We start from the raw sequence: 18,301 nt of genomic DNA, 5'->3' as shown, positions 1-18,301 counted from the left end.
AGTTGGTTGCGGGGGCCAGATTTGAACTGACGACCTTCGGGTTATGAGCCCGACGAGCTACCGAGCTGCTCCACCCCGCGTCCGAATTGTACTGCCTTTATCACCGCGCACTACCGAGCAGAAGTAGTTTGCTGTCTTTACGCTCACCGCTTGGCATCAGCCTCGCCATGAGCACAAATAGTTGGTTGCGGGGGCCAGATTTGAACTGACGACCTTCGGGTTATGAGCCCGACGAGCTACCGAGCTGCTCCACCCCGCGTCTGAGGTCGCCAATAATAGGCGCCAGCGCTCAGATTGCAAGTAAATATCCTAAAAAAACTTCATTCGAAGGTTAAAGCGGCACAAATTGAAGGAATTTGCAACAGGACGCTGTTTTTTCAGACAAGCAGGTTTGGGGCCAGCTTGGCGCACTACACTCAAAAGGCTTGTCACTCCTCTTTTTAGGTAGCCTTATCATGCGCATATCCGCCGGTCATTGCCGTCAATTGGGGGCCACACCCGAGAACGACGGCGTCAACTTTGCCATCTGGGCCCGCCTGGCCAGTCGGGTTGAACTGCTGCTCTTCACCCGTGCCGATGATGACACCCCTGAGGTGATAGTGCTCTCCCCCCGTCTCAACCGCACCGCTTACTACTGGCACATCCATATCGAAGGCATTCCACTGGGCCAGCGCTATGCCTATCGCATCCAGGGCCCCTGGCGTCCCTACTACGGTACCCGCTTCGATGCGGACAAGGTACTGCTGGACCCCTATGGTCGCAGCATTGAGCTGGGGCCGACCTACGACCGCTGGGCTGCGGCCCGTCCCGGCAGCAACCTGGCTGTGTGTGCCAAGAACCGGGTGGTGGATACCCGCGACTATGACTGGGAAGGGGACAAGCTCCCCGCTCACTCCCTCTCCCGCTCCGTGATCTACGAGCTGCATCTGGGGGGGTTTACCAAGTCGCCGAGCTCGGGGGTGGAGCCTGCCCTGCGCGGCACCTATCTTGGCCTCATCGAGAAGATCCCCTATCTGCAATCCCTCGGCATCACAGCCGTCGAGCTGCTGCCGGTGTTCCAGTTCGATCCCCAGGATGCCCCCAAGGGGCTATCCAACTACTGGGGCTACAGCCCGATGTCGTTCTTTGCCCCCCATGCTCAATATGCCAGTGGTGGCGATCCGCTCACCGAGTTCAGGGACATGGTCAAGGCCCTGCACAGAGCCAATATCGAGGTGATCCTGGACGTGGTTTACAACCACACGGCCGAAGGGGGCGACGATGGCCCCATCTTCTCGTTTCGCGGCATAGACAACGAGGCTTACTACATCCTCGACAGCAATCAGAAGGACACCAACTATTCGGGCTGCGGCAATACCTTCAACGGTGCCCATCCCGTGGTGCTGCGCATGATCATGGACAGCCTACACTTCTGGCGCCAGGAGATGCACGTGGACGGCTTTCGATTCGATCTGGCCGCCATCTTGTCGCGGGACGAGTCCGGCATGCCACAGGCCAATGCACCAACCCTGCGCACCATAGACACGGATCCCCGCATCGCCGACATCAAGCTCATTGCCGAGGCCTGGGATGCGGGTGGACTTTATCAGGTGGGCAGCCTGGCCGGTGCGCGCTGGCGTGAATGGAACGGCCAGTTCAGGGATGACGTGCGCCACTTTCTGCGTGGGGATGACAACGCCGTCACCCCCTTCGTGGAGCGACTGTGCGGCAGCCCGGATATCTATCACTATCACCACGCCGACCCGGAGAAGAGCATCAACTTCGTCACCTGTCATGACGGTTTCACCCTGTGGGACTGGGCCAGTTATGACCACAAACACAACGACGCCAACGGCGAGCAGAATCGGGACGGGTGCGATCACAACTTCAGCTGGAATCATGGTCAGGAGGGGCCGACCGAGGATCCCCAGATAAATGCCCTGCGGGTACGCCAGGCCAAGAACATGATGGTGGCCACCCTGTTGTCGGTGGGCTCCCCCATGCTGCTGATGGGGGACGAGGTGCTGCGCACCCAGCATGGCAACAACAATGGTTACTGCCAGGACAACGAAACCTGCTGGATGAACTGGCAGCCCAGCGTCATGGGGCAGGAGATGTTCCGCTTCATGAAGGAGCTGATCCAGTATCGCAAGCACCTGTTCCAGCGACCGGAGCAGGAGAGCATGCCGCTGTCGCTGACCGAGATCCTGCGTCACAGCGAGATCTGCTGGCACGGGGTCAATGCCGCCCAGCCGGACTTCAGCCCCCACTCCCACGCCATCGCCATGTCGGCACTCTCCAGCGAAACCAAGCTGGCACTCTATGTGCTGTTCAATGCCTACTGGGAGCCGCTCACCTTCAATCTGCCGAGCCCCCCCAAGGGGGTGGGTGGCTACTGGCGCCGGATCCTGGATACCGCCCTGCCCTCCCCCCACGACATCTGCACCTTCGGCATGCCGCTGGAGGGGCTGACCCGGGAGTATCTGGCCCAGCCGCGCAGCAGTTGCCTCTTTATCTGCGGGGCGGATGACTTCTACTAGGCCCGGATTGCACTGTTGCGACCATCAAAAAGCCCACCCTGAGTGACTCGGGGTGGGCTTTTCTATTCATGCAGTGCGGTACGCTATCAGGTCAGCTGGTGCAGCACGCTGGTCGCCGCTATCTGGGCAATGACGAGACCGCACAGGGCGGTGGAGACCACAACGGGCGCCGTCTCTTTTTGCAGGTAGATGGGACTGAACCAGAGCAGCAGGGCTGCAATCAGCAAGATGGCCTGGGTCAACACACCGGGGATCAGGGCATCAAGCGCGGCACCATTGCCCTGCCAGCCCACCAGCACGGCCAGCCAGAGCAGGCTCAGCATGGCAGCCACCAGTCCCGCCAGTGGCAGCAACAGATTGAACGCCTGCAGACGGTGGCGGGCCCGCAGCAGCATCAGGTGTGCGAAGGCCGCCCCCAGCAAGGTCATCTGCAGCAGGCCACTCAGCCAGCCCTGGATCTGCAGCAAGCCGACCCCATAGACCAGCAGCGGCATGGCAGGCAGCCAGAGCAGGGTGGACGGGATGGCACGCTTGCCCTCCAGCCGTGACTGGGCAAGGGACAGCACTATCCCCAGGATCAGGGCGGCGCCACCGCTCCAGACGAGCCAGCTCGCCACCTTGGCCTCCACCGCCAGCATCAGTGAGAGCCCGGTGATCACCCAGATGGAGAAGAGCTGGGCCGTGATCCGCGAGCGCTGGCCCGGGCAGAGATCACCGCGCCACAACACAATACCGAGAGCAATGAGGGCCCCCAGCGCCATCAAACCTGTCAGGGGAAAAAGCCAAAAAGGGAGTTGGACGAACATGACGCCTCCAGCAGCAAAGATTCGGAATGCGCCTGTGAGGCGCCAGAGAAGGGGCCGAGTATACCCAAACCCATCCCCGTCCCCAATCTCTGCAAGCGCCTTGCGAGGGATTTGACGCTCAGCACCATCGGGATGACAAGGCGGGGCCACACTTGGCCGGCATCATTGGATGCCGGCCAGCACAGACCATCAGCCCTGACCGCGCGCCAGTGCCACTACCTTGGCAAACATCTGCCGGATCACAGGCGGTATCTGCTCGCCCCCCAGGCGCTCAGCCTCCTCCACCACCGCCAGCGCCATGCCAGGCTTGCTGCGATGATGAATGGCCTTGTTGATGATGCGCCCGGCATTGAGGGTCGAACGGCCACCGACCCCAGCCTCTCGCCTGAAAACCGCCTCGAAGCCATTGTGATAGAGGTAGTGCTCGATATCAGCCGCCGGCAACTGGGTCAGCCGGTCTCGCTCCCGCTCCCCCTTGAGCAGCGCCCGGGCCGAGGTGGCGTATTTGATCCCCGCCTCGTCACCGTCGGTGAGCAGATGCCACTCGATGCCAAAGTCGCGCGCCACCTTGATGAGGGGCGACTGACCGCACTGGGCAAATTCGATGATGCGCACCCCTTCCGCCCGCAGGCTGTAACCGCAGATCTGGGCCAGCTCGGAGAGCAGCCAGATCTCGGTCTCCCCCTCCACCAGCAGCCAGCAACGGGCAAACATCGACATGGGGCGGTTGATGCGCACATGAAAGGCAATCTTGCGCAGATCATCGCTGCTGTAACGCTCGCCCCCCAGCTGATGACAGACGATGTCCTGCTGGCGGCGCACCAGACGGCGTACCTGATTCAGAGGCAGGGAGGAGAGCAGGTCGCCCGAATTGGTGGTCAGCAGCTTCTGGCCCGGCAGATGCTCCAGCAGCCCCCAGGCCAGCGCCATCATGGTGGGGTGCAGGCGACTCTCGGGGTCTTCCAGGATCATGATGGGCCGCGCCCCCTGTTCCAGCTCGCGGTTGCCACGGGCGTTGAGCAGGGTGGCTGCCATGCCTGCCATCGCCAGTTGCAGCGCCCGGTTGTCAGCATTGCGCAGCAGCGTCTGCAGATTGCCGGGATTGCGCAGTGTCATGGGGCGATTGACGATGTCCCGCTGGCTGCGAGGCTTGTGCTTCATGGGGGCAAGGGCGTTGAAGTAGTGATCCATCAGCTGGCGCACGGCCTGCAGCGCCTCTTTCAGCTCAGCCTCACCGATGCGCTGGGGTTCGTCGATGAGCTTGTCGGCGAGCTGGCTCAACCGGTTCTGTGACAAATCCCCCCACTGCAACATCTCGACCCCGTTGCGTGCGGTGCGGGCATCCCGCAGCCGGAACACAGGGTTCATGGTGATCAGCAGGCAGACCAGTTCATGGGCATTGTCGATGGGCAGGCTCTTGCCGATGCCGTCGAGAAAATCATGGGTGGTGAGCACGGAACCATCGGCCTGCAATTCGGCACTGGCACGGTAGTGAATGCGGTGGAATTTGTCTTTGTGCTTGACCCAGGAGGCGCCAAGACGGGCAAGGCGATGGGAGTGCAGACACATCTGGGGTCTGTGTTCACTGAAGGTGAGCACCAGTTGCAGATGACGGGCGGGTGCGAGTTCGGGATCTTCCGGTTGGTGAAAATCATCGCTGCTGAACTGATAGGGTTCGGCATCCTGCCCCAACAGACACCAGAGGGCGCGCAGCAGGCTGGATTTGCCCCAGGCGTTCTCACCGATGAGAACCGTGGTGTTATCCAGCCCGAGCGAGAGGCGATTTATCCCGCGAAAACCTTTGACTTCAATGCGTTCCAGAAACATGCAGCCATATCCAATCCATTCAGATGGCGCAATAGTGGCAAAGTTGCCGGAAAAAACCTATCGGGTCGTATCGATTTTCAGCGGGAACTGTGAGGCACTACGGGTTCGGGAGGGGTGGGAATACAGGTGCGATCTTGGGGAGCATTCCAGTGGCTGAACCAAAGGTGACGAGTACGGGTCTGGCGTTTGCGATAATTCAATGGGCATTCCTTTCAATGGGTAAGTGGCAGATGGTACACCTCTTTTGCCCAGAGTCTCAGCGTTATCTGTGACGAGAAGATGACAATTGTGTACGCCACTGTCCTGGTGTGAGGCCAAATGCCTCGCGAAAACGATTGCCGAAATGCGCCTGGGAGGAGAAACCGCACAGGATGGCAATGCTGGCCAGGGAGTCGGGCCCTGCCAGCAACTGCTTGGCCCGTTTGAGCCGCAGCCCAAGCAGATAGCGATGGGGCGGACACCCCAGGCTCTGGCCAAACATGCGGGCGAAGTGATATTCGCTGAGGCTCGCCTGCTGTGCCAGCTCAGCCAGGGTAACCGGCTCGGCCAGATGGGCTTGCAGGTACTCCTGTACCCGCCGGATCACACCGGGTGCCAGGCCGCCACGTACCTCGGGCAGGCCCGGCGCCTCCCGGGTATGGTGGCGGTAGGCGTGCAGCATCAGCATCCAGGCGCCGTGGGAAAGCGCCATGCGATCGACGCCGTGCTGCCACTCCAGTTTCATCAGCTGGGCCTGCACCAGTGCTGCCGCCTGCGGGTCGTCGATGAAGGTCTTGTCTTCCAGCAACAGATGGCGCCCCTCCTTGTCGCAGGCCTGTTCGGCGATGCGGGTGAGGTGGGCCGGCGTGAAGTAGAGGTGGAAAAAGCGGAACTCTTCGCGCACCAGCCACTCGGATCTGTGGTGATCCGGCATGATGCACACCTTGCCGGTGCCACCATGGCCGCCGGGACCATCGAGGCGCTCAGTCTGCTCGCCCCCTTGCAAATAGACGCTCAGGGTATGGTGACCCGGCTTGTGATAGCGGGTCTGATCGTAGCAGTTGCGCCAGCTGGCCACCCCAAGGCCCGGCTCCAGCCAGCAGGAGTCTTCCAGCCGCGCTCCCGTGCTGACCAGTGCATCGAATACGCCCGCCTGTCTTATCTGTTGCACCTTGCTGCCTCGCCCATCATGCCTTGCGGCCATCTTACCGCGCCAGCCCGCCAAAGGCTGCGGCCCGGCTGAAATAACCGCAAGATGGTGCAAGCCAGCACAGCCTTGCCCGCCCCATGCTGTGGTCCATGCCATTCCCACTTCACCGGATGTGTTATGAATCTCCTGCTCTATCTTGCCACCGTCCTTATCTGGGGCAGCACCTGGATCGCCATCGCCTGGCAGATCGGCCCCATTCCCATCGAGGTGTCCGTGCTCTATCGCTTCCTGCTGGCGGCGCTGGCACTGTTTGCACTGCTCACCGTCAGCGGCCGTTTCCCGCGCCTGCCCTGGGCGGGCCAGCGCTACGCAGCCCTGCTCGGTGCCCTGCTCTTTTCCACCAACTTTCTCTGCTTCTATCACGCCACCCTCTACATACCGAGTGGCCTGTCGGCGGTGATCTTCGCCAGTGCCAGCATCTTCAACGGCCTCAATCTCTGGCTGTTCGAGGGCAAACGCCCCAACTTGCGCTGGCTGCAAGGATCCTTGCTGGGATTGTTGGGCACACTGTTGCTGTTCTGGCCCGTGCTGGCGGATGCGCAACTGGGTGCAAACGGCTGGAAGGGGTTGCTGCTGGCCTGTGGCGGCACCCTCTGCTTCTCGCTGGGCAATCTGGTCTCTGCCCGCGGCCAGCGCCACGGCTATCACGTGCTGCAACTGGTGCCCTGGGGCATGGTGTACGGGGTTATATTGCTGCTGGGCTGGGTCACCCTGCTCGGCCAGTCCCTGACCATACCTACCGACGGTCACTATCTGGCGGCCATGGTCTATCTCGCCCTGTTCGGCTCTGTCATCGCCTTCACTGCCTACCTCACGCTGGTAGGCAGGATTGGTGCCAGCAAGGCCTCCTACGCCACAGTGCTGTTCCCGCTGGTAGCGCTCACGCTCTCGACGTTTTATGAAGGGTTTGTCTGGCAGACGGTCTCAGTGGTGGGCGTTGTGATCAGTTTTCTCGGCAATCTGGTGATCTTCGCCCCGCCCGTGCGGGAGTGGCGCTGGCGGCCTGCCAAGGCGGTGAACGACACTTGCTCCTGACGCCGTCAGCCCCTAAGGTAGCACCATTCGAACTGCGTGATGGCAACACTAGGGGGCAGGATGTTACTGGAAGGGCTGGAGACACTCAGTCTGCTGGCAAGCGAAGGCACCATGGCCAAAGTGGCCAGTCGCCTCTACATCAGCCAGTCGGCGGTGAGCAAGCGTATTGGTCAGCTGGAGCTGCGCCTTGGCAAGAAGCTGATCGAGCCGGATGGCCGCCAGATCCGGCTCACCCCCCAGGCGCGGGAGCTGCTCGACCGGGTGGCACCGAGTCTCGCCGAGATGAAGGGGGTGCTGGCCGACAGCCAGACCCTCACCGATCTGACTCCCCTGCCGATCGCCTGCTCCGAAACCCTGCTGGCGGGCTACCTCGCCCGCTTCATGCACGACTATCTGGGCCGCGATCCCCATATTGCCCTCTCCACCCATCATACCCCGGTGATCCTGGCGCGGGTGCGCAGTGGCGACGCCCTGCTCGGCATCTGTGCCGGCCGTCTGCCTCCCGGCCATGGCCTGGGAGCCGAGCTATTGCTGGAGGAGCCCTTCTATCTGGTGGGAGACGATCAGCATGAGGCGCCTTCGGCAGATCAGCGCAAGATCCTGACCATGGATCTGGAGAACCCCTCCAACCGCTATCTGCGCGAGCCGCTGGCGCAATTGGGGTTGGTGCCCGCCATGGAGCTGGACTCCTATCTGGCGCTGATAGAACTCGCCAAGGCAGGCATAGGCCCTGTGTTGCTGCCAGCAGGTCTGCTGGCACTGGTGGGAGAACAGGGGGAAACGGCGCGCCCCCTGCCTGGGCTGGGGCGCCCTTTGCATCTGGTCTATCGCCAGAGCAGCCTGAAGCGGGAACGCATTGCGCGGCTGGTGAGTGCGCTGCGCAGGCACTTTCATCATTTCAGCGGGCCGAGTCAATAAACCCGTGCAAACAGTAGAGAGCACGGGTTGATAAGCAGACCTACCGTCTCACTGGATCCAGGCAAACAGCTCGGGATACTGGCTCCACATCAATTTGGCTGACATCAGCACAGAGACGGTCACCAGCAGGGGCTTGATGAGCTTGACCCCTTTCTTCAGCACCAGTCTGGAGCCAACACGGGCACCGATAAACTGCCCCAGCGCCATGCAGAAACCAACGCTCCACACCACCTTGCCACCCAGGGCAAAAAACAGCAGGGAGGCAAGGTTGGAGGTTAAGTTCAGGAGCTTGGTGTGTGCTGTGGCCCGCGCCATGCCAAAACCCGCCAGCGCCACGAAGCCGATGGCAAAAAACGACCCTGTGCCCGGGCCGAAGAAGCCGTCATAAAAGCCTACTCCGCCCCCCACCAGCAGCGCAAACACCATGGGCGTCAGGCGGCGTGCGCTCTCTGCATCGCTCACTCTGGGGGAAAAAAAGAAGTAGCAGGCAAACGCCATCAGCAGGAAGGGCAAGAGCCGTTCCAGAATGGCGGCGTCTATGGTCTGCACCGCCAGGGTGCCGATGGCGGCACCGATAAAGGTGCAGATCACCGCGGGCCAGATCATGGCCCACTCCAGCAGCCCCTTGCGGGCATAAAACCAGGTGGCGGAGAAGGAGCCAAAACTGCTCTGCAGTTTATTGGTGCCCAGTACCAGCGCCGGCGGCATGCCGGTCGCCAGCAGGGCGGGGACGGTCAAGAGGCCACCGCCGCCGGCAATGGCATCGATAAAGCCGGCAATCAGCGCCACCCCGAACAGGGCGAGCAGGGTAAACAGTTCCAATTCCATCCATAGACCTCGCGAGACAGGGTCGCCCGCAAAAGAGGGGCCCCTTGTTGAATTTGCTGTGTAAACAAGCCGGACATGCTGACTTGGCCGCTATCCTAAAGGCCATGGGTTCATGAGGCTAACGAAACAGTGGCAGCCAATTGATTCTATATTTTCATCAGTCTTATTCATCTCGCCCTGTTTTCCCCTTCCCCGCCATTAGGCGGCGCTATCAGTCAGCGCCTCAGCCGGTGCGCTGGCCTTTATCGCAGCCAACGCCTGCTGCAGTTGCACTTCATCCTCACCGGGCGCCCGGCTGACACGGCCCGCCATGTAGCGGCGGCTGAACAGATTGAACCAGAGCTGCAGCGCCTGTCCGGCTTGCAGCTGACCGGCCACCTCCAGCACACAGGCCGCCACTTCCGCGGTACAGAGGTGCTCGTCGCAATTGGCGACCCGCATGCCATAGGTGGAGAGTGCATCCGGCTTGACCGCCAGCACGGGAAAACCATCCAGATAGGGGCTCATGTTGAACATCTTGCGTGCCTCGGGCCAGGTGCCATCCAGCAGGATAAAGAGCGGCTTCTTGCCGGGGGCGAGCATGACCTGTTCGGTCACGCGCGCCGGGTTTTTCTCGCACGCGGGAAACACCACGTAGGGCTGCCAGACGGGATCGGCCAGCAGTGCCAGCAACTCAGGATGGGGCTGGGTACGCTTCCAGAGAAAGGCCCAGGTGGTATCCGGCAGAACGTCGGCGATGAGGCGCCCCGTGTTGGAGGGCTTCATGGGCTCGCTGTCATACATCAGCAGGCAGAAGCCGGCCTCGGCCTTGAGCTCTGGCCGCCATTCACAGGCGCACCAGTCAGAGCGCAACTGGCATGCCTCGCAGCGGGGCACAGTGCCACCACGGGCGAGAAAAGGACGGGTGGAGATGCTCTTGCGCCATACGCGCAGGCGATTGACGGCGTGATCTGGGATTGGCTTCATGGGGGCGCGGCTCTGGCGGTGCACATTGCGGGAAAAAAGGGGGGCAGATTGTAACGAGCCGTCCGCCGCGCAGCAAGGCCCCCCATCCGGGGCAAGCCGGGGTGCCACGCCTCTCTATACTTGGTCGTCAACCCATGCGCCCACGCATGGGACACAGGAGGAAGACGATGGCAGAACAAGATATGGCAAGAGAACATGCCCTGGCGCAAGGCTCTGCCTTCACCTGGCACGAGCTCTATGTTCCGGACGCCGAGGCCGGGATCCGCTTTTACACGGAAGTGCTCGGCTGGGAGAGCCAGACCATGGCCATGGAGGGAGGCAACTACCCCATGCTGGTCGTCAAAGGCAGACCTGTAGCCGGGGTACAGACGACCCGTGACAATCCCGATATGGCCGGTGTCCCGCCGCACTGGGCAACCTACATAGCGGTGGATGACGTGGACGCCAGGGTGGCCAAGGTCAGCCAGCATGGAGGATCCGTGGTGGTGCCGGCCCTGAATATCCCGGAAGTCGGGCGCATGGCCCTGATTGCCGATCCACAAGGGGCGCATATCTGGCTGTTCACCCCTGCTCCCATGTGATCTGGACAAGCTGCAAACAACAGAGGGGCCCGTGGGCCCCTCTGTTGTTGCTGGCAAACCATCAGGCGGGTTTGCGCAGGATCTGCTCGAGGTAGTGAGCAAAGCTGTGACCGTGATGCTCCAGCAGTTTCGGGAACATGGAGATGGAAGTCATGCCGGGGAAGGTATTGATTTCGTTCAGCAAGATCTCGCCATCTTCCGTCAGGAAGAAGTCGATGCGCGACAGGTGGGTCAGTTTCAGCTGACGGAACGCCTTGAGGGCATACTCGTGGATTGCATCTTCCTGCGCCTGGGTCAGGCCTTCGGCCTTGAGGCTGGTCGCCGTGTGGCTGGCGCTGCTGTACTTCTCTTCATAGGTGTAGAACTTGTCCTGCGGCACGCAGATCTCGCCAGGATAGGTGGCAATGAGCTCGTCACCGTACTGGTAGACAGCTACTTCCAGCTCGCGCGGCTTGACCGCTTTTTCGATCAACACCTGCTCGGAGTAACCGAAGGCATCCTTGATCCCCTGCACCAGGTCGGCTTCGTTGCTGGCGGAGTAGCAGCCCACGGACGAGCCCTGGGAAGCGGCCTTGATAAACACCTTGCCCCACTTGGCCAGGGCGGATTTTGCCTCGGTCAGGGCGGCGTCGTTCTGTTCGGTCAGGAACAGATAGGGGGTGTTGGGAATGCCGATGGCGGAGAGCCACAGCTTGGTGCTGATCTTGTTGAAGCAGATCTTGCTCGCCTCGGCATCGCAACCGAGATAAGGCAGGCCCGCCAGCTCGAGGAAGGATTGCAGATCGCCGGTCTCACCCGGGTAGCCGTGGATGCAGGGCACCACGTAGTCCACCGGACGGGCCACGCTGTCAAACGAGAGCAGCTTGTCCAGCCCCAGCTTGCACTCGCGGCCGTCGGCAGAGAGCCAGCGGTCGGCAAACATCTCGACCCGGGTCACTTCGACGCCGGGCACCAAACCGAGTTGTTGCTCAAGGAAATTGGCGCTGCGCAGAGAAACTTCGTGCTCGGCGCCGCCGCCGCCGCACAGCAGCAAGACATGCATGTTCTTCATTAGATGTGATCCCTTGGGAGAAGCGGCTTCGTCATGACAATGTGATAATCCAACCGCACTAAAAATGGACGAAGCCAGATACGAACATAAGTGCGAGCCAGTGTAGCAAGGGAAATAAAGCCTTGTCAGCTGATGGGGGCACCATCAGGCAGCCACGGCCCGTAAAAATCCCCTCTTGTGTCAAAAACGGGATGAAAAGGGCTCAGCGCGGCGGATCCACACGCCCCATGCCGTTGCCATTGACCCGAAACCAGCCGGCTATGCTGTAACGCTCACGATTGGCGGGCAGTACCTCGTGGGGGAACTCCTCCGACAGGAACAATACCAGCCGCCCTCCCTTGGGAGAGACATCCATCAAGAGCTGCTCGTCGTTGTCATAGACCCTGAGCACACCGCCCGCCTCAGGTTGCCAGTCGTTGTTGAGGTAAAAAACCGAGGTGAGACGGCGGTTCGACCGACCGGCGAAGGCATCGCGATGGGTGGCATAAAAATCCCCGCTGCGATAACGGGCAAAGTGGGCCTCGTAATCGAACAGCCCCAGCATCAGCATGCGGTTGGCGGCGAGGCGCAGGGACTCCATGCGACCGAGATAGTCCGCCACTGGCGCCCCCAAGGAAGGCTCCAGCCAGTGGATCTGATCACGGCGAATATCGGGATTGCCCTGATGCAGACTTTCCCGTCCAATCCCGGCCGGATGCCACGCATGGGGCAGACAGGCTTTGAGGGCATCCACCTCAACGGCAGTTAAAAACTCATCCACAATCACCCATCCCCGGGTGTAAATGGCATCCATGACGGCTTGATAGTCCAAGATTGGCTCGCAATAAGTGGAGAGAGGGCGCTTTTTAGCGACTTCCTGGCCTGAGCACAAACCAGTTTGCTTCTCCTGAGAAGTCCCACCATCAATACGCTATCCCGCCACAGAAGGCGCCCTTTATCGTACCGGCCTCGCCGCCCTGTGATCTGGCTCGACAAAAGGATGCATGAGGGGAGACAAACCCGGCACTTGCTGCTTGCCTCGGGATCCCGGGCCCGTTAACGTGCATAACCACTGCCCTGAATGGGCCCCATCCTCTCTGGAGTGCACCATGTCTCTGCCCGATCTTCCCCTGCAACGCCTCGATGGTACCGAATTCTCTCTCACCGCCCTGCAAGGTCAGGTCATTCTGGTGGTCAACGTGGCCAGCCGCTGTGGTTTTACCCCCCAATACACGGGGCTGGAGGCGCTCTACCAGCAGCTGGGTCCCAAAGGGCTGGTGATCTTGGGCTTCCCCTGCGATCAGTTCGGCCATCAGGAGCCGGGGGATGCGGACGAAATCGCCCGCTTCTGCTCGCTGGATTATCCGGTCAGCTTCCCCATCATGGCCAAGTGCGAAGTCAACGGCGAGCACGCCCACCCCTTCTATCGCTGGCTCAAACAGCAAAAGCCCGGGCTGCTTGGGCTGGAAAACATCAAATGGAACTTCACCAAGTTCCTCATCAACCGCGACGGCGAGGTGGTGGAGCGCTTCGCCCCCCAGACCAAGCCAGAGAGCCTGCTGGACGAGATAAGCGCACTGCTCTGAGCCTCGCCACGGGACCAGACCCACGCAGCGGCCCGGGCAAGTGACACGGCTGCTGCGTGCAGGCCGCACATCTGCTATATTACGCCCCCATTATCTTTTCTATGTCGTGGCTGGCTGCCCAGGTGGTCCGCTGCGTCTTATGTTGTGACAGGCCAGGCGTTAGCGCCTGTCTGTCACTCGTTGAGCCCAAGGCTCACCTCAGGAGTCTCTCTCGAACATGTCATTTAACGAACTGGGTCTGTCACCGCACATTCTGCGGGCCGTCAAGGAATTGGGTTACGAACAGCCAACCCCCATCCAGCAGCAAGCCATTCCGGCTGTGCTGGCAGGCCAGGATGTGCTGGGCGGCGCCCAGACAGGCACAGGTAAAACGGCCGGTTTCACCCTGCCCATGTTGCACCGTCTGATGGCCAACCATGGCCGTGGTGGCCGTCGTCAGGTACGCGCCCTGGTGCTGACCCCGACCCGTGAACTGGCCGCCCAGGTGGGCGAAAGCATCATCAAGTACGCCCATCACCTGCCGTTTCGCACCCTGATCGCCTATGGCGGCGTCAGCATCAAGCCCAACCTGGAGGCCATCAAGCTCGGCGTCGACATCCTGGTCGCAACCCCGGGCCGCCTGCTGGATCTGCTGACCCAGCGCGCCCTCACCCTGACCGAGCTGGAAGTGCTGGTGCTGGATGAGGCGGATCGCATGCTCGACATGGGTTTCATCACCGACATTCGCCGCATCATGAAGGCGCTGCCGGAAGAGCGGCAGACCCTGCTGTTCTCCGCCACCTTCTCCAACGAGATCAAGGAGCTGGCCGACGATCTGCTGAAGAGCCCAACCCTGATCGAGGTGAGCCCGAGCAACAGCACCGCCGAGCAGGTCAACCAGCGCATCATCAAGGTCGACCGCGAGCGCAAGCGCGAGCTGCTCTCCCACATGATCGGCCGCAATAACTGGCAACGGGTGCTGGTGTTCGTGCGCACCAAGCAGATCGCCGACCGTCTCGCCCACCAGATGGAAAAAGACGGCCTCAATACCGTCGCCATCCACGGTGACAAGAGCCAGGGTGCCCGCAACCGGGCGCTGGCGGATTTTCGGGAAGGCAAGGTACGGGTGCTGGTCGCCACCGACATCGCCGCCCGTGGTCTCGATATCGATCAGCTGCCCCATGTGATCAACTTCGAGCTGCCGCAAGTGGCCGAGGATTATATCCACCGCATCGGTCGTACCGGCCGTGCCGGTCGTGGCGGCGAAGCCATCTCCCTGGTCAGCCAGGATGAACAGGATCAACTCAAGGCCATCGAGTCCCTGATCGGCCTCAGCATACCGAGCGAGATCCTGGCCGGTTATGAGCCGAGTGGCAAACCGACTCGCCAGACCCTGCCGGGCAGCAAGCCGGTACAAAACCCGCCGCGGGATCGCGGCCATGCCAACGCCAAGCACAATGCCAAGGCGCCCGCCAAAGGCAGGGGAAAGCCCAAAGCCGATGGCAGCAAGCAACCGGCGCCGGCGCGCCAGAAGGATCGCGGTGGCGTGGACGCAGGGCTCACCCCGATGCGCCGCCTGCCCCGGGCCCAGCGCGACAGCTATCAGGACAACTCCAACGAGGAGTAAGGCCGGACATGAGCTGCCCGCACTGAAAAATAAAAAACCGCCTCGGCGGTTTTTTATTGGCGGGATAGATCACACCTTTTCGAAATCCGCCAGCACCATATGCAGCAGTGGATAGGGTTTGCCCTGGCCATCCAGTGGCGAGCGCCCCGTCACGACGAACCCCATGCGCTGGTAGAAGCCGAGCGCCTGCGCATTCTGCTCGTTGACATCCACCCGGGCCGCCCCTTGCCTGTCGATGGCATGGGCCACCAGCTGGCGGCCAACACCGCAGCCTCTTGCCTCGGGTGCGATAAACAGCATCTCGATATTGCCATCAAGCACGCCGCAAAAACCGACGATGCCAGCGGCCTCATCCCTGGCACAGACCAGATCGACGGCCGCGAAATAGTGCTCAAGGATCAGCGGCTTGAGGACATCAATCTCCTCCTCTGGCAGAAAGTGATGAGTGGCGCGCACCGAGGCTTCCCAGAGGCTGATCAGGGTTGAGTGATCCCGCGTCTTTGCTTGTTCAATCTTCATAATATGACTCTGTTGTGTGGCGCGAACAGCCTTACCAAAGAGGCTCGGCTGTGCCTTTGGCATCCACTTGCTTGATGACGAATCCCTTCTCGATGCCGGCCTTGAAACCCAGCTTTTCATACAGGCGGTGGGCCGCCTCACGCCCCTCCCCCGACAGCAGCATCACCTTGTAGCAATCCTGTTGCCAGGCGATGGCCAGCGCCTGTTCGAGCACTTTCTGGCTCAGCCCCTGGCGCCGAAACCGGGCCGCCGTGATCACGTGTTCTATGATGCCAAACGGCCTGCCACCGTTGGTGAGGGTGGGGATCACCCCCAACTGGCAGGTGGCGGCAACCTGACCCTCCACCTCGGCGACGATAAGCCGCACATGGGATTGGGCCAGCAAGGCGGCAAGAGTCGCCTCGGCTTCAACCAGCGGCGGATCATGGGGCCTCAGCTCCCGATAAAGGGCCAGCAAACCTGCTACGTCTTGTTCATTGCACGTTCTGATCACCACCATGGGGATCCTCCTGATCTTGTTCCCGATACAGCATCACCCCGGACTCTAAGCGGGCCTTGGTGCAAACATGATGATGGCCATGCCGAGCAGGGCCACCAGCGAACCCACCAGATCCCAGAGTGTGGGTCTGATACCGTCCACCAGCCAGAGCCAGAGGATGGCGACAAAGATATAGACGCCACCATAGGCGGCATAGACACGGCCGGCAGCGGTCGGATGCAGTGAAAGCAGCCAGGCAAACAGCACCAGACTCAAACCCGCTGGCAGCAGCAGCCAGACACTTCGGCCCTGTGTCAGCCAGAGATAGGGCAGATAACAGCCAACGATTTCGGCCACCGCCGTGACCAGAAACAGCCCGATCGTTTTGAGTTCTACCATGATGTGCCTCTATCGCCCTTGCTAAACAGGCTGAATGTTAAAATAAATCATCAGGTTATGTAAGCACAGCGAAAAAAGGCGGGATTGGAATGGCAAGAAGGCGAGCCTTCCCCCGCGAGCACGGGGGAAGGTGGTGGTATTAGCGGGTTTTGACCGCTTGCAGCAGAGCTGACACATCCGGCCCGAACTGGCGGGTGCGAATGGCCTCGCGGATATCACTTTCGCTATAACGGCTGGCCGGATAGACCAGTACGCAGGACGTATCGCCGGGCTTGAGGAAGTGGGTCTCACCAAACGAGGTATAACGGGTGGCGCCTATGCTGATCAGTGCATGTGAAGGGTGCCCAGCCTGGGCCAGCAGCCCCTGAATATGCTCTGCCGGGCCCTCATCCTGCTGATGGTTGAACTTGTCGATGGCCCAGTCCAGCAGCTGTTGATGAAAATAGCTGTAATCAACGGCGGCGCTGTCTACCCCGTAAACGTGGAGCTCGCCATTGCGCTCCAGATAGCAGGCGATGCGATAGTCATCAAGCTCGCAACCCGCGGTAAAACCACTGAGTGGCAGCAGATTGGCTGCCAGCCCCTTGCTCTCTTCCCCCCAGTTTTTCTTCTCGCTGATCTTCTTGGCATTGGGACGACGAATGGAGCAGTCGTTATAGGCCCCAAAGGCGCGAGGATGGATGGCCACCACCTGGGTACCTGCGTACTCCAGCTCGCACCAGAGCGCGACTTCCGGCTCGATCTGCACCTTCTCGTCACCACTGACCGCAGCCTCTGGCAGCAAGATGGCCTTCTCGCTCAGGGGGAAGACGCCGAGCTGACCCGGGTGACCCGGCACATAGAAGGGAAACAGCGCCTTGGGCGCTGTGGTATCACGCACCACCACAGCCACGAAATCCGAGGCTTCTCCAGCCTGCTCCAGGTGGCCGGCGAAGTTGCCCGCCACCCCGAGTCCGATAAATTTGCTCTCTGCTGTCACTTGCATCTGATCACCTGCATCTTGCCAAAGCGGGGGTAGCTGGCCCATCAAGCGGGAGCAGCTACCGCGAAAGTGGCAAGGATTAAACCACAGGGGCCTGTTCCCGCCCAGTCCGGGCGCCCCATCCTGTGCGCCAGCGCGAACTTTTTGGCGCCCATTGGCGACTCTCTAACCAGGGACTCACCACCTGTTAACACCCGTTTTTCATTCCCTCTCTTGCTGACAAACTGGCGGCCAGCCGGATCACTGACAAAGGCAATCCGCCGATCAGCAACGCCTGCAAAAAAGCGCTCTGCTGGAAAATCGCAAAGCGCAAACGAGCCCGATGGGAAACAGATCGTTTCCATCTCCAGCAAGGCTGACACCTTGGGCCAACCCTTCAACTTTGGTAGGCTGCCATCCAGCACACGGCAGCAGCTTACAAGGACAGCCTCAATGTCACAGGATCATTTTCAGGGCCGCTATGAAGTCGAATTCAAATATCGACTGGATGACAGACCCGCCTTCATCTCCACGCTCAAGACGCTGGATCCGGAAGTCATGCTGGAAAACAATCTGGAGCAGGACAGCTACTTCGACACACCGGAACCTACCCTGGCCACAGGGGGCAAGAGCCTGGTGATCCGTACCATGCAGCCTTCCGGCATAAAGCTCTGGATCGTCAAGGGGCCCGAGCGGGATCGCTGCGAGGCGGTCAATATCACGGACGCCGACAAGGCTGCGAGCATGCTGCAGACCCTGGGTTATCAGCAGGTGCTGGCCATCAGCAAGCGGCGCAGTATCTACTTTGTCGGCCCTTTCCACGTCACGCTGGATCACTTGGACGGGCTCGGCGACTTTGCCGAGCTGGCCATCATGACCGATGACGAAGATCGGTTGGAGGAATATAGAGCCGAGTTGGAGCATCTGGCGATAAAGCTGGGCTTGAAGCAGCGAGAATATCGATCCTATAAGGAGTTATGTGAGCTTAATCAATAAGTTATATTTTTAACTTTGGTATAAAAATCACGCTTTATCTAAACATCAAAAAACAAC

Annotated in this window: 19 protein-coding genes and 2 tRNA genes; 7 read left to right on the top strand and 14 right to left on the bottom strand. The window is 60.7% G+C overall.

The genetic code is table 11. The features are described 5' to 3' along the window. Positions 1 to 3: 3 nt before the first annotated feature. Positions 4 to 80 (bottom strand) — tRNA-Met (locus OKC28_RS16535). A 102-nt stretch (positions 81 to 182) separates the two neighbouring features. Then, a tRNA-Met gene (locus tag OKC28_RS16530) sits at positions 183 to 259 on the bottom strand. A 196-nt stretch (positions 260 to 455) separates the two neighbouring features. Between OKC28_RS16530 and glgX the strand changes: the two genes are divergently transcribed. Continuing rightward, positions 456 to 2,519 (top strand): glycogen debranching protein GlgX, encoded by a 2,064-nt coding sequence (gene glgX / locus OKC28_RS16525; RefSeq protein WP_256688280.1) that lies wholly within the window; start codon positions 456 to 458, stop codon positions 2,517 to 2,519. A gap of 86 nt (positions 2,520 to 2,605) precedes the next feature. On the opposite strand, the gene OKC28_RS16520 is transcribed toward glgX, so the two are convergent. The 3 genes from OKC28_RS16520 to OKC28_RS16510 form a co-directional block, all read right to left on the bottom strand. Then, positions 2,606 to 3,325, bottom strand: a complete 720-nt coding sequence (locus tag OKC28_RS16520) for a hypothetical protein (RefSeq protein ID WP_017412051.1) — start codon at positions 3,323 to 3,325, stop codon at positions 2,606 to 2,608. A 189-nt stretch (positions 3,326 to 3,514) separates the two neighbouring features. Next, entirely contained in the window at positions 3,515 to 5,152 is a 1,638-nt protein-coding gene (locus tag OKC28_RS16515) for an ATP-dependent endonuclease (RefSeq protein ID WP_021138311.1), read from the bottom strand. Positions 5,153 to 5,414: 262 nt separating this feature from the next. Beyond that, positions 5,415 to 6,335 carry a helix-turn-helix domain-containing protein gene (locus tag OKC28_RS16510; RefSeq protein ID WP_423055841.1) on the bottom strand — a complete coding sequence of 307 codons (921 nt, stop codon included), beginning with the start codon at positions 6,333 to 6,335 and terminating at the stop codon, positions 5,415 to 5,417. Between the two features lie 123 nt (positions 6,336 to 6,458). Between OKC28_RS16510 and OKC28_RS16505 the strand changes: the two genes are divergently transcribed. Further along, a complete protein-coding gene (locus OKC28_RS16505) occupies positions 6,459 to 7,376 on the top strand; it encodes a DMT family transporter (protein ID WP_256688279.1) in 918 nt (305 codons plus the stop codon). A gap of 60 nt (positions 7,377 to 7,436) precedes the next feature. Further along, positions 7,437 to 8,294, top strand: a complete 858-nt coding sequence (locus OKC28_RS16500) for a LysR family transcriptional regulator (RefSeq protein ID WP_256688278.1) — start codon at positions 7,437 to 7,439, stop codon at positions 8,292 to 8,294. 48 nt (positions 8,295 to 8,342) lie between these two features. Here OKC28_RS16500 and OKC28_RS16495 read toward each other — a convergent pair whose 3' ends face one another. Together OKC28_RS16495 and OKC28_RS16490 are read right to left on the bottom strand one after the other, a co-directional pair. Beyond that, positions 8,343 to 9,122 carry a TSUP family transporter gene (locus OKC28_RS16495; protein WP_005311090.1) on the bottom strand — a complete coding sequence of 260 codons (780 nt, stop codon included), beginning with the start codon at positions 9,120 to 9,122 and terminating at the stop codon, positions 8,343 to 8,345. Positions 9,123 to 9,320: 198 nt separating this feature from the next. Continuing rightward, positions 9,321 to 10,088, bottom strand: coding sequence for a tRNA-uridine aminocarboxypropyltransferase (locus tag OKC28_RS16490; protein WP_219592300.1), 768 nt, complete (start codon positions 10,086 to 10,088; stop codon positions 9,321 to 9,323). Between the two features lie 167 nt (positions 10,089 to 10,255). Here OKC28_RS16490 and OKC28_RS16485 point away from each other — a divergent pair, with 167 nt between their 5' ends. Beyond that, a complete protein-coding gene (locus OKC28_RS16485) occupies positions 10,256 to 10,669 on the top strand; it encodes a VOC family protein (protein WP_256688277.1) in 414 nt (137 codons plus the stop codon). A gap of 61 nt (positions 10,670 to 10,730) precedes the next feature. Here OKC28_RS16485 and OKC28_RS16480 read toward each other — a convergent pair whose 3' ends face one another. Both OKC28_RS16480 and OKC28_RS16475 read right to left on the bottom strand, forming a co-directional pair. Further along, complete coding sequence (locus tag OKC28_RS16480) at positions 10,731 to 11,720, bottom strand: D-alanine--D-alanine ligase (protein WP_256688276.1); 990 nt, start codon at positions 11,718 to 11,720, stop codon at positions 10,731 to 10,733. Positions 11,721 to 11,922: 202 nt separating this feature from the next. After that, positions 11,923 to 12,531 (bottom strand): 2OG-Fe(II) oxygenase, encoded by a 609-nt coding sequence (locus OKC28_RS16475; RefSeq protein ID WP_256688275.1) that lies wholly within the window; start codon positions 12,529 to 12,531, stop codon positions 11,923 to 11,925. Between the two features lie 277 nt (positions 12,532 to 12,808). On the opposite strand from OKC28_RS16475, the gene OKC28_RS16470 reads away from it, so the two are divergent. After that, positions 12,809 to 13,285, top strand: coding sequence for a glutathione peroxidase (locus OKC28_RS16470; RefSeq protein WP_234577153.1), 477 nt, complete (start codon positions 12,809 to 12,811; stop codon positions 13,283 to 13,285). Between the two features lie 217 nt (positions 13,286 to 13,502). After that, positions 13,503 to 14,891, top strand: coding sequence for a DEAD/DEAH box helicase (locus OKC28_RS16465; RefSeq protein WP_058394431.1), 1,389 nt, complete (start codon positions 13,503 to 13,505; stop codon positions 14,889 to 14,891). Between the two features lie 69 nt (positions 14,892 to 14,960). On the opposite strand, the gene OKC28_RS16460 is transcribed toward OKC28_RS16465, so the two are convergent. The 5 genes from OKC28_RS16460 to OKC28_RS16440 form a co-directional block, all read right to left on the bottom strand. Further along, the gene (locus OKC28_RS16460; protein ID WP_059111963.1) at positions 14,961 to 15,410 is read right to left on the bottom strand and encodes an acetyltransferase; all 450 of its coding nucleotides are present in this window, start codon (positions 15,408 to 15,410) and stop codon (positions 14,961 to 14,963) included. Between the two features lie 31 nt (positions 15,411 to 15,441). Beyond that, positions 15,442 to 15,909 (bottom strand): GNAT family N-acetyltransferase, encoded by a 468-nt coding sequence (locus OKC28_RS16455; protein WP_059111962.1) that lies wholly within the window; start codon positions 15,907 to 15,909, stop codon positions 15,442 to 15,444. 45 nt (positions 15,910 to 15,954) lie between these two features. Further along, a complete protein-coding gene (locus OKC28_RS16450) occupies positions 15,955 to 16,287 on the bottom strand; it encodes a YnfA family protein (protein ID WP_058394434.1) in 333 nt (110 codons plus the stop codon). Positions 16,288 to 16,426: 139 nt separating this feature from the next. Next, positions 16,427 to 17,272 carry a DUF5718 family protein gene (locus OKC28_RS16445; protein ID WP_059111961.1) on the bottom strand — a complete coding sequence of 282 codons (846 nt, stop codon included), beginning with the start codon at positions 17,270 to 17,272 and terminating at the stop codon, positions 16,427 to 16,429. Between the two features lie 41 nt (positions 17,273 to 17,313). After that, on the bottom strand, positions 17,314 to 17,622 hold the full coding sequence (locus OKC28_RS16440; protein WP_256688274.1) for a hypothetical protein: 309 nt from the start codon (positions 17,620 to 17,622) through the stop codon (positions 17,314 to 17,316). 79 nt (positions 17,623 to 17,701) lie between these two features. Between OKC28_RS16440 and cyaB the strand changes: the two genes are divergently transcribed. After that, on the top strand, positions 17,702 to 18,244 hold the full coding sequence (cyaB, locus tag OKC28_RS16435) for a class IV adenylate cyclase (protein WP_256688273.1): 543 nt from the start codon (positions 17,702 to 17,704) through the stop codon (positions 18,242 to 18,244). Positions 18,245 to 18,301 lie beyond the last annotated feature (57 nt).

Origin of the sequence: Aeromonas sp. D3 (assembly GCF_027705025.1) — a bacterium.
Lineage (GTDB): Bacteria > Pseudomonadota > Gammaproteobacteria > Enterobacterales > Aeromonadaceae > Aeromonas > Aeromonas salmonicida.
This window is presented reverse-complemented; position numbering and strand designations above follow the sequence as displayed.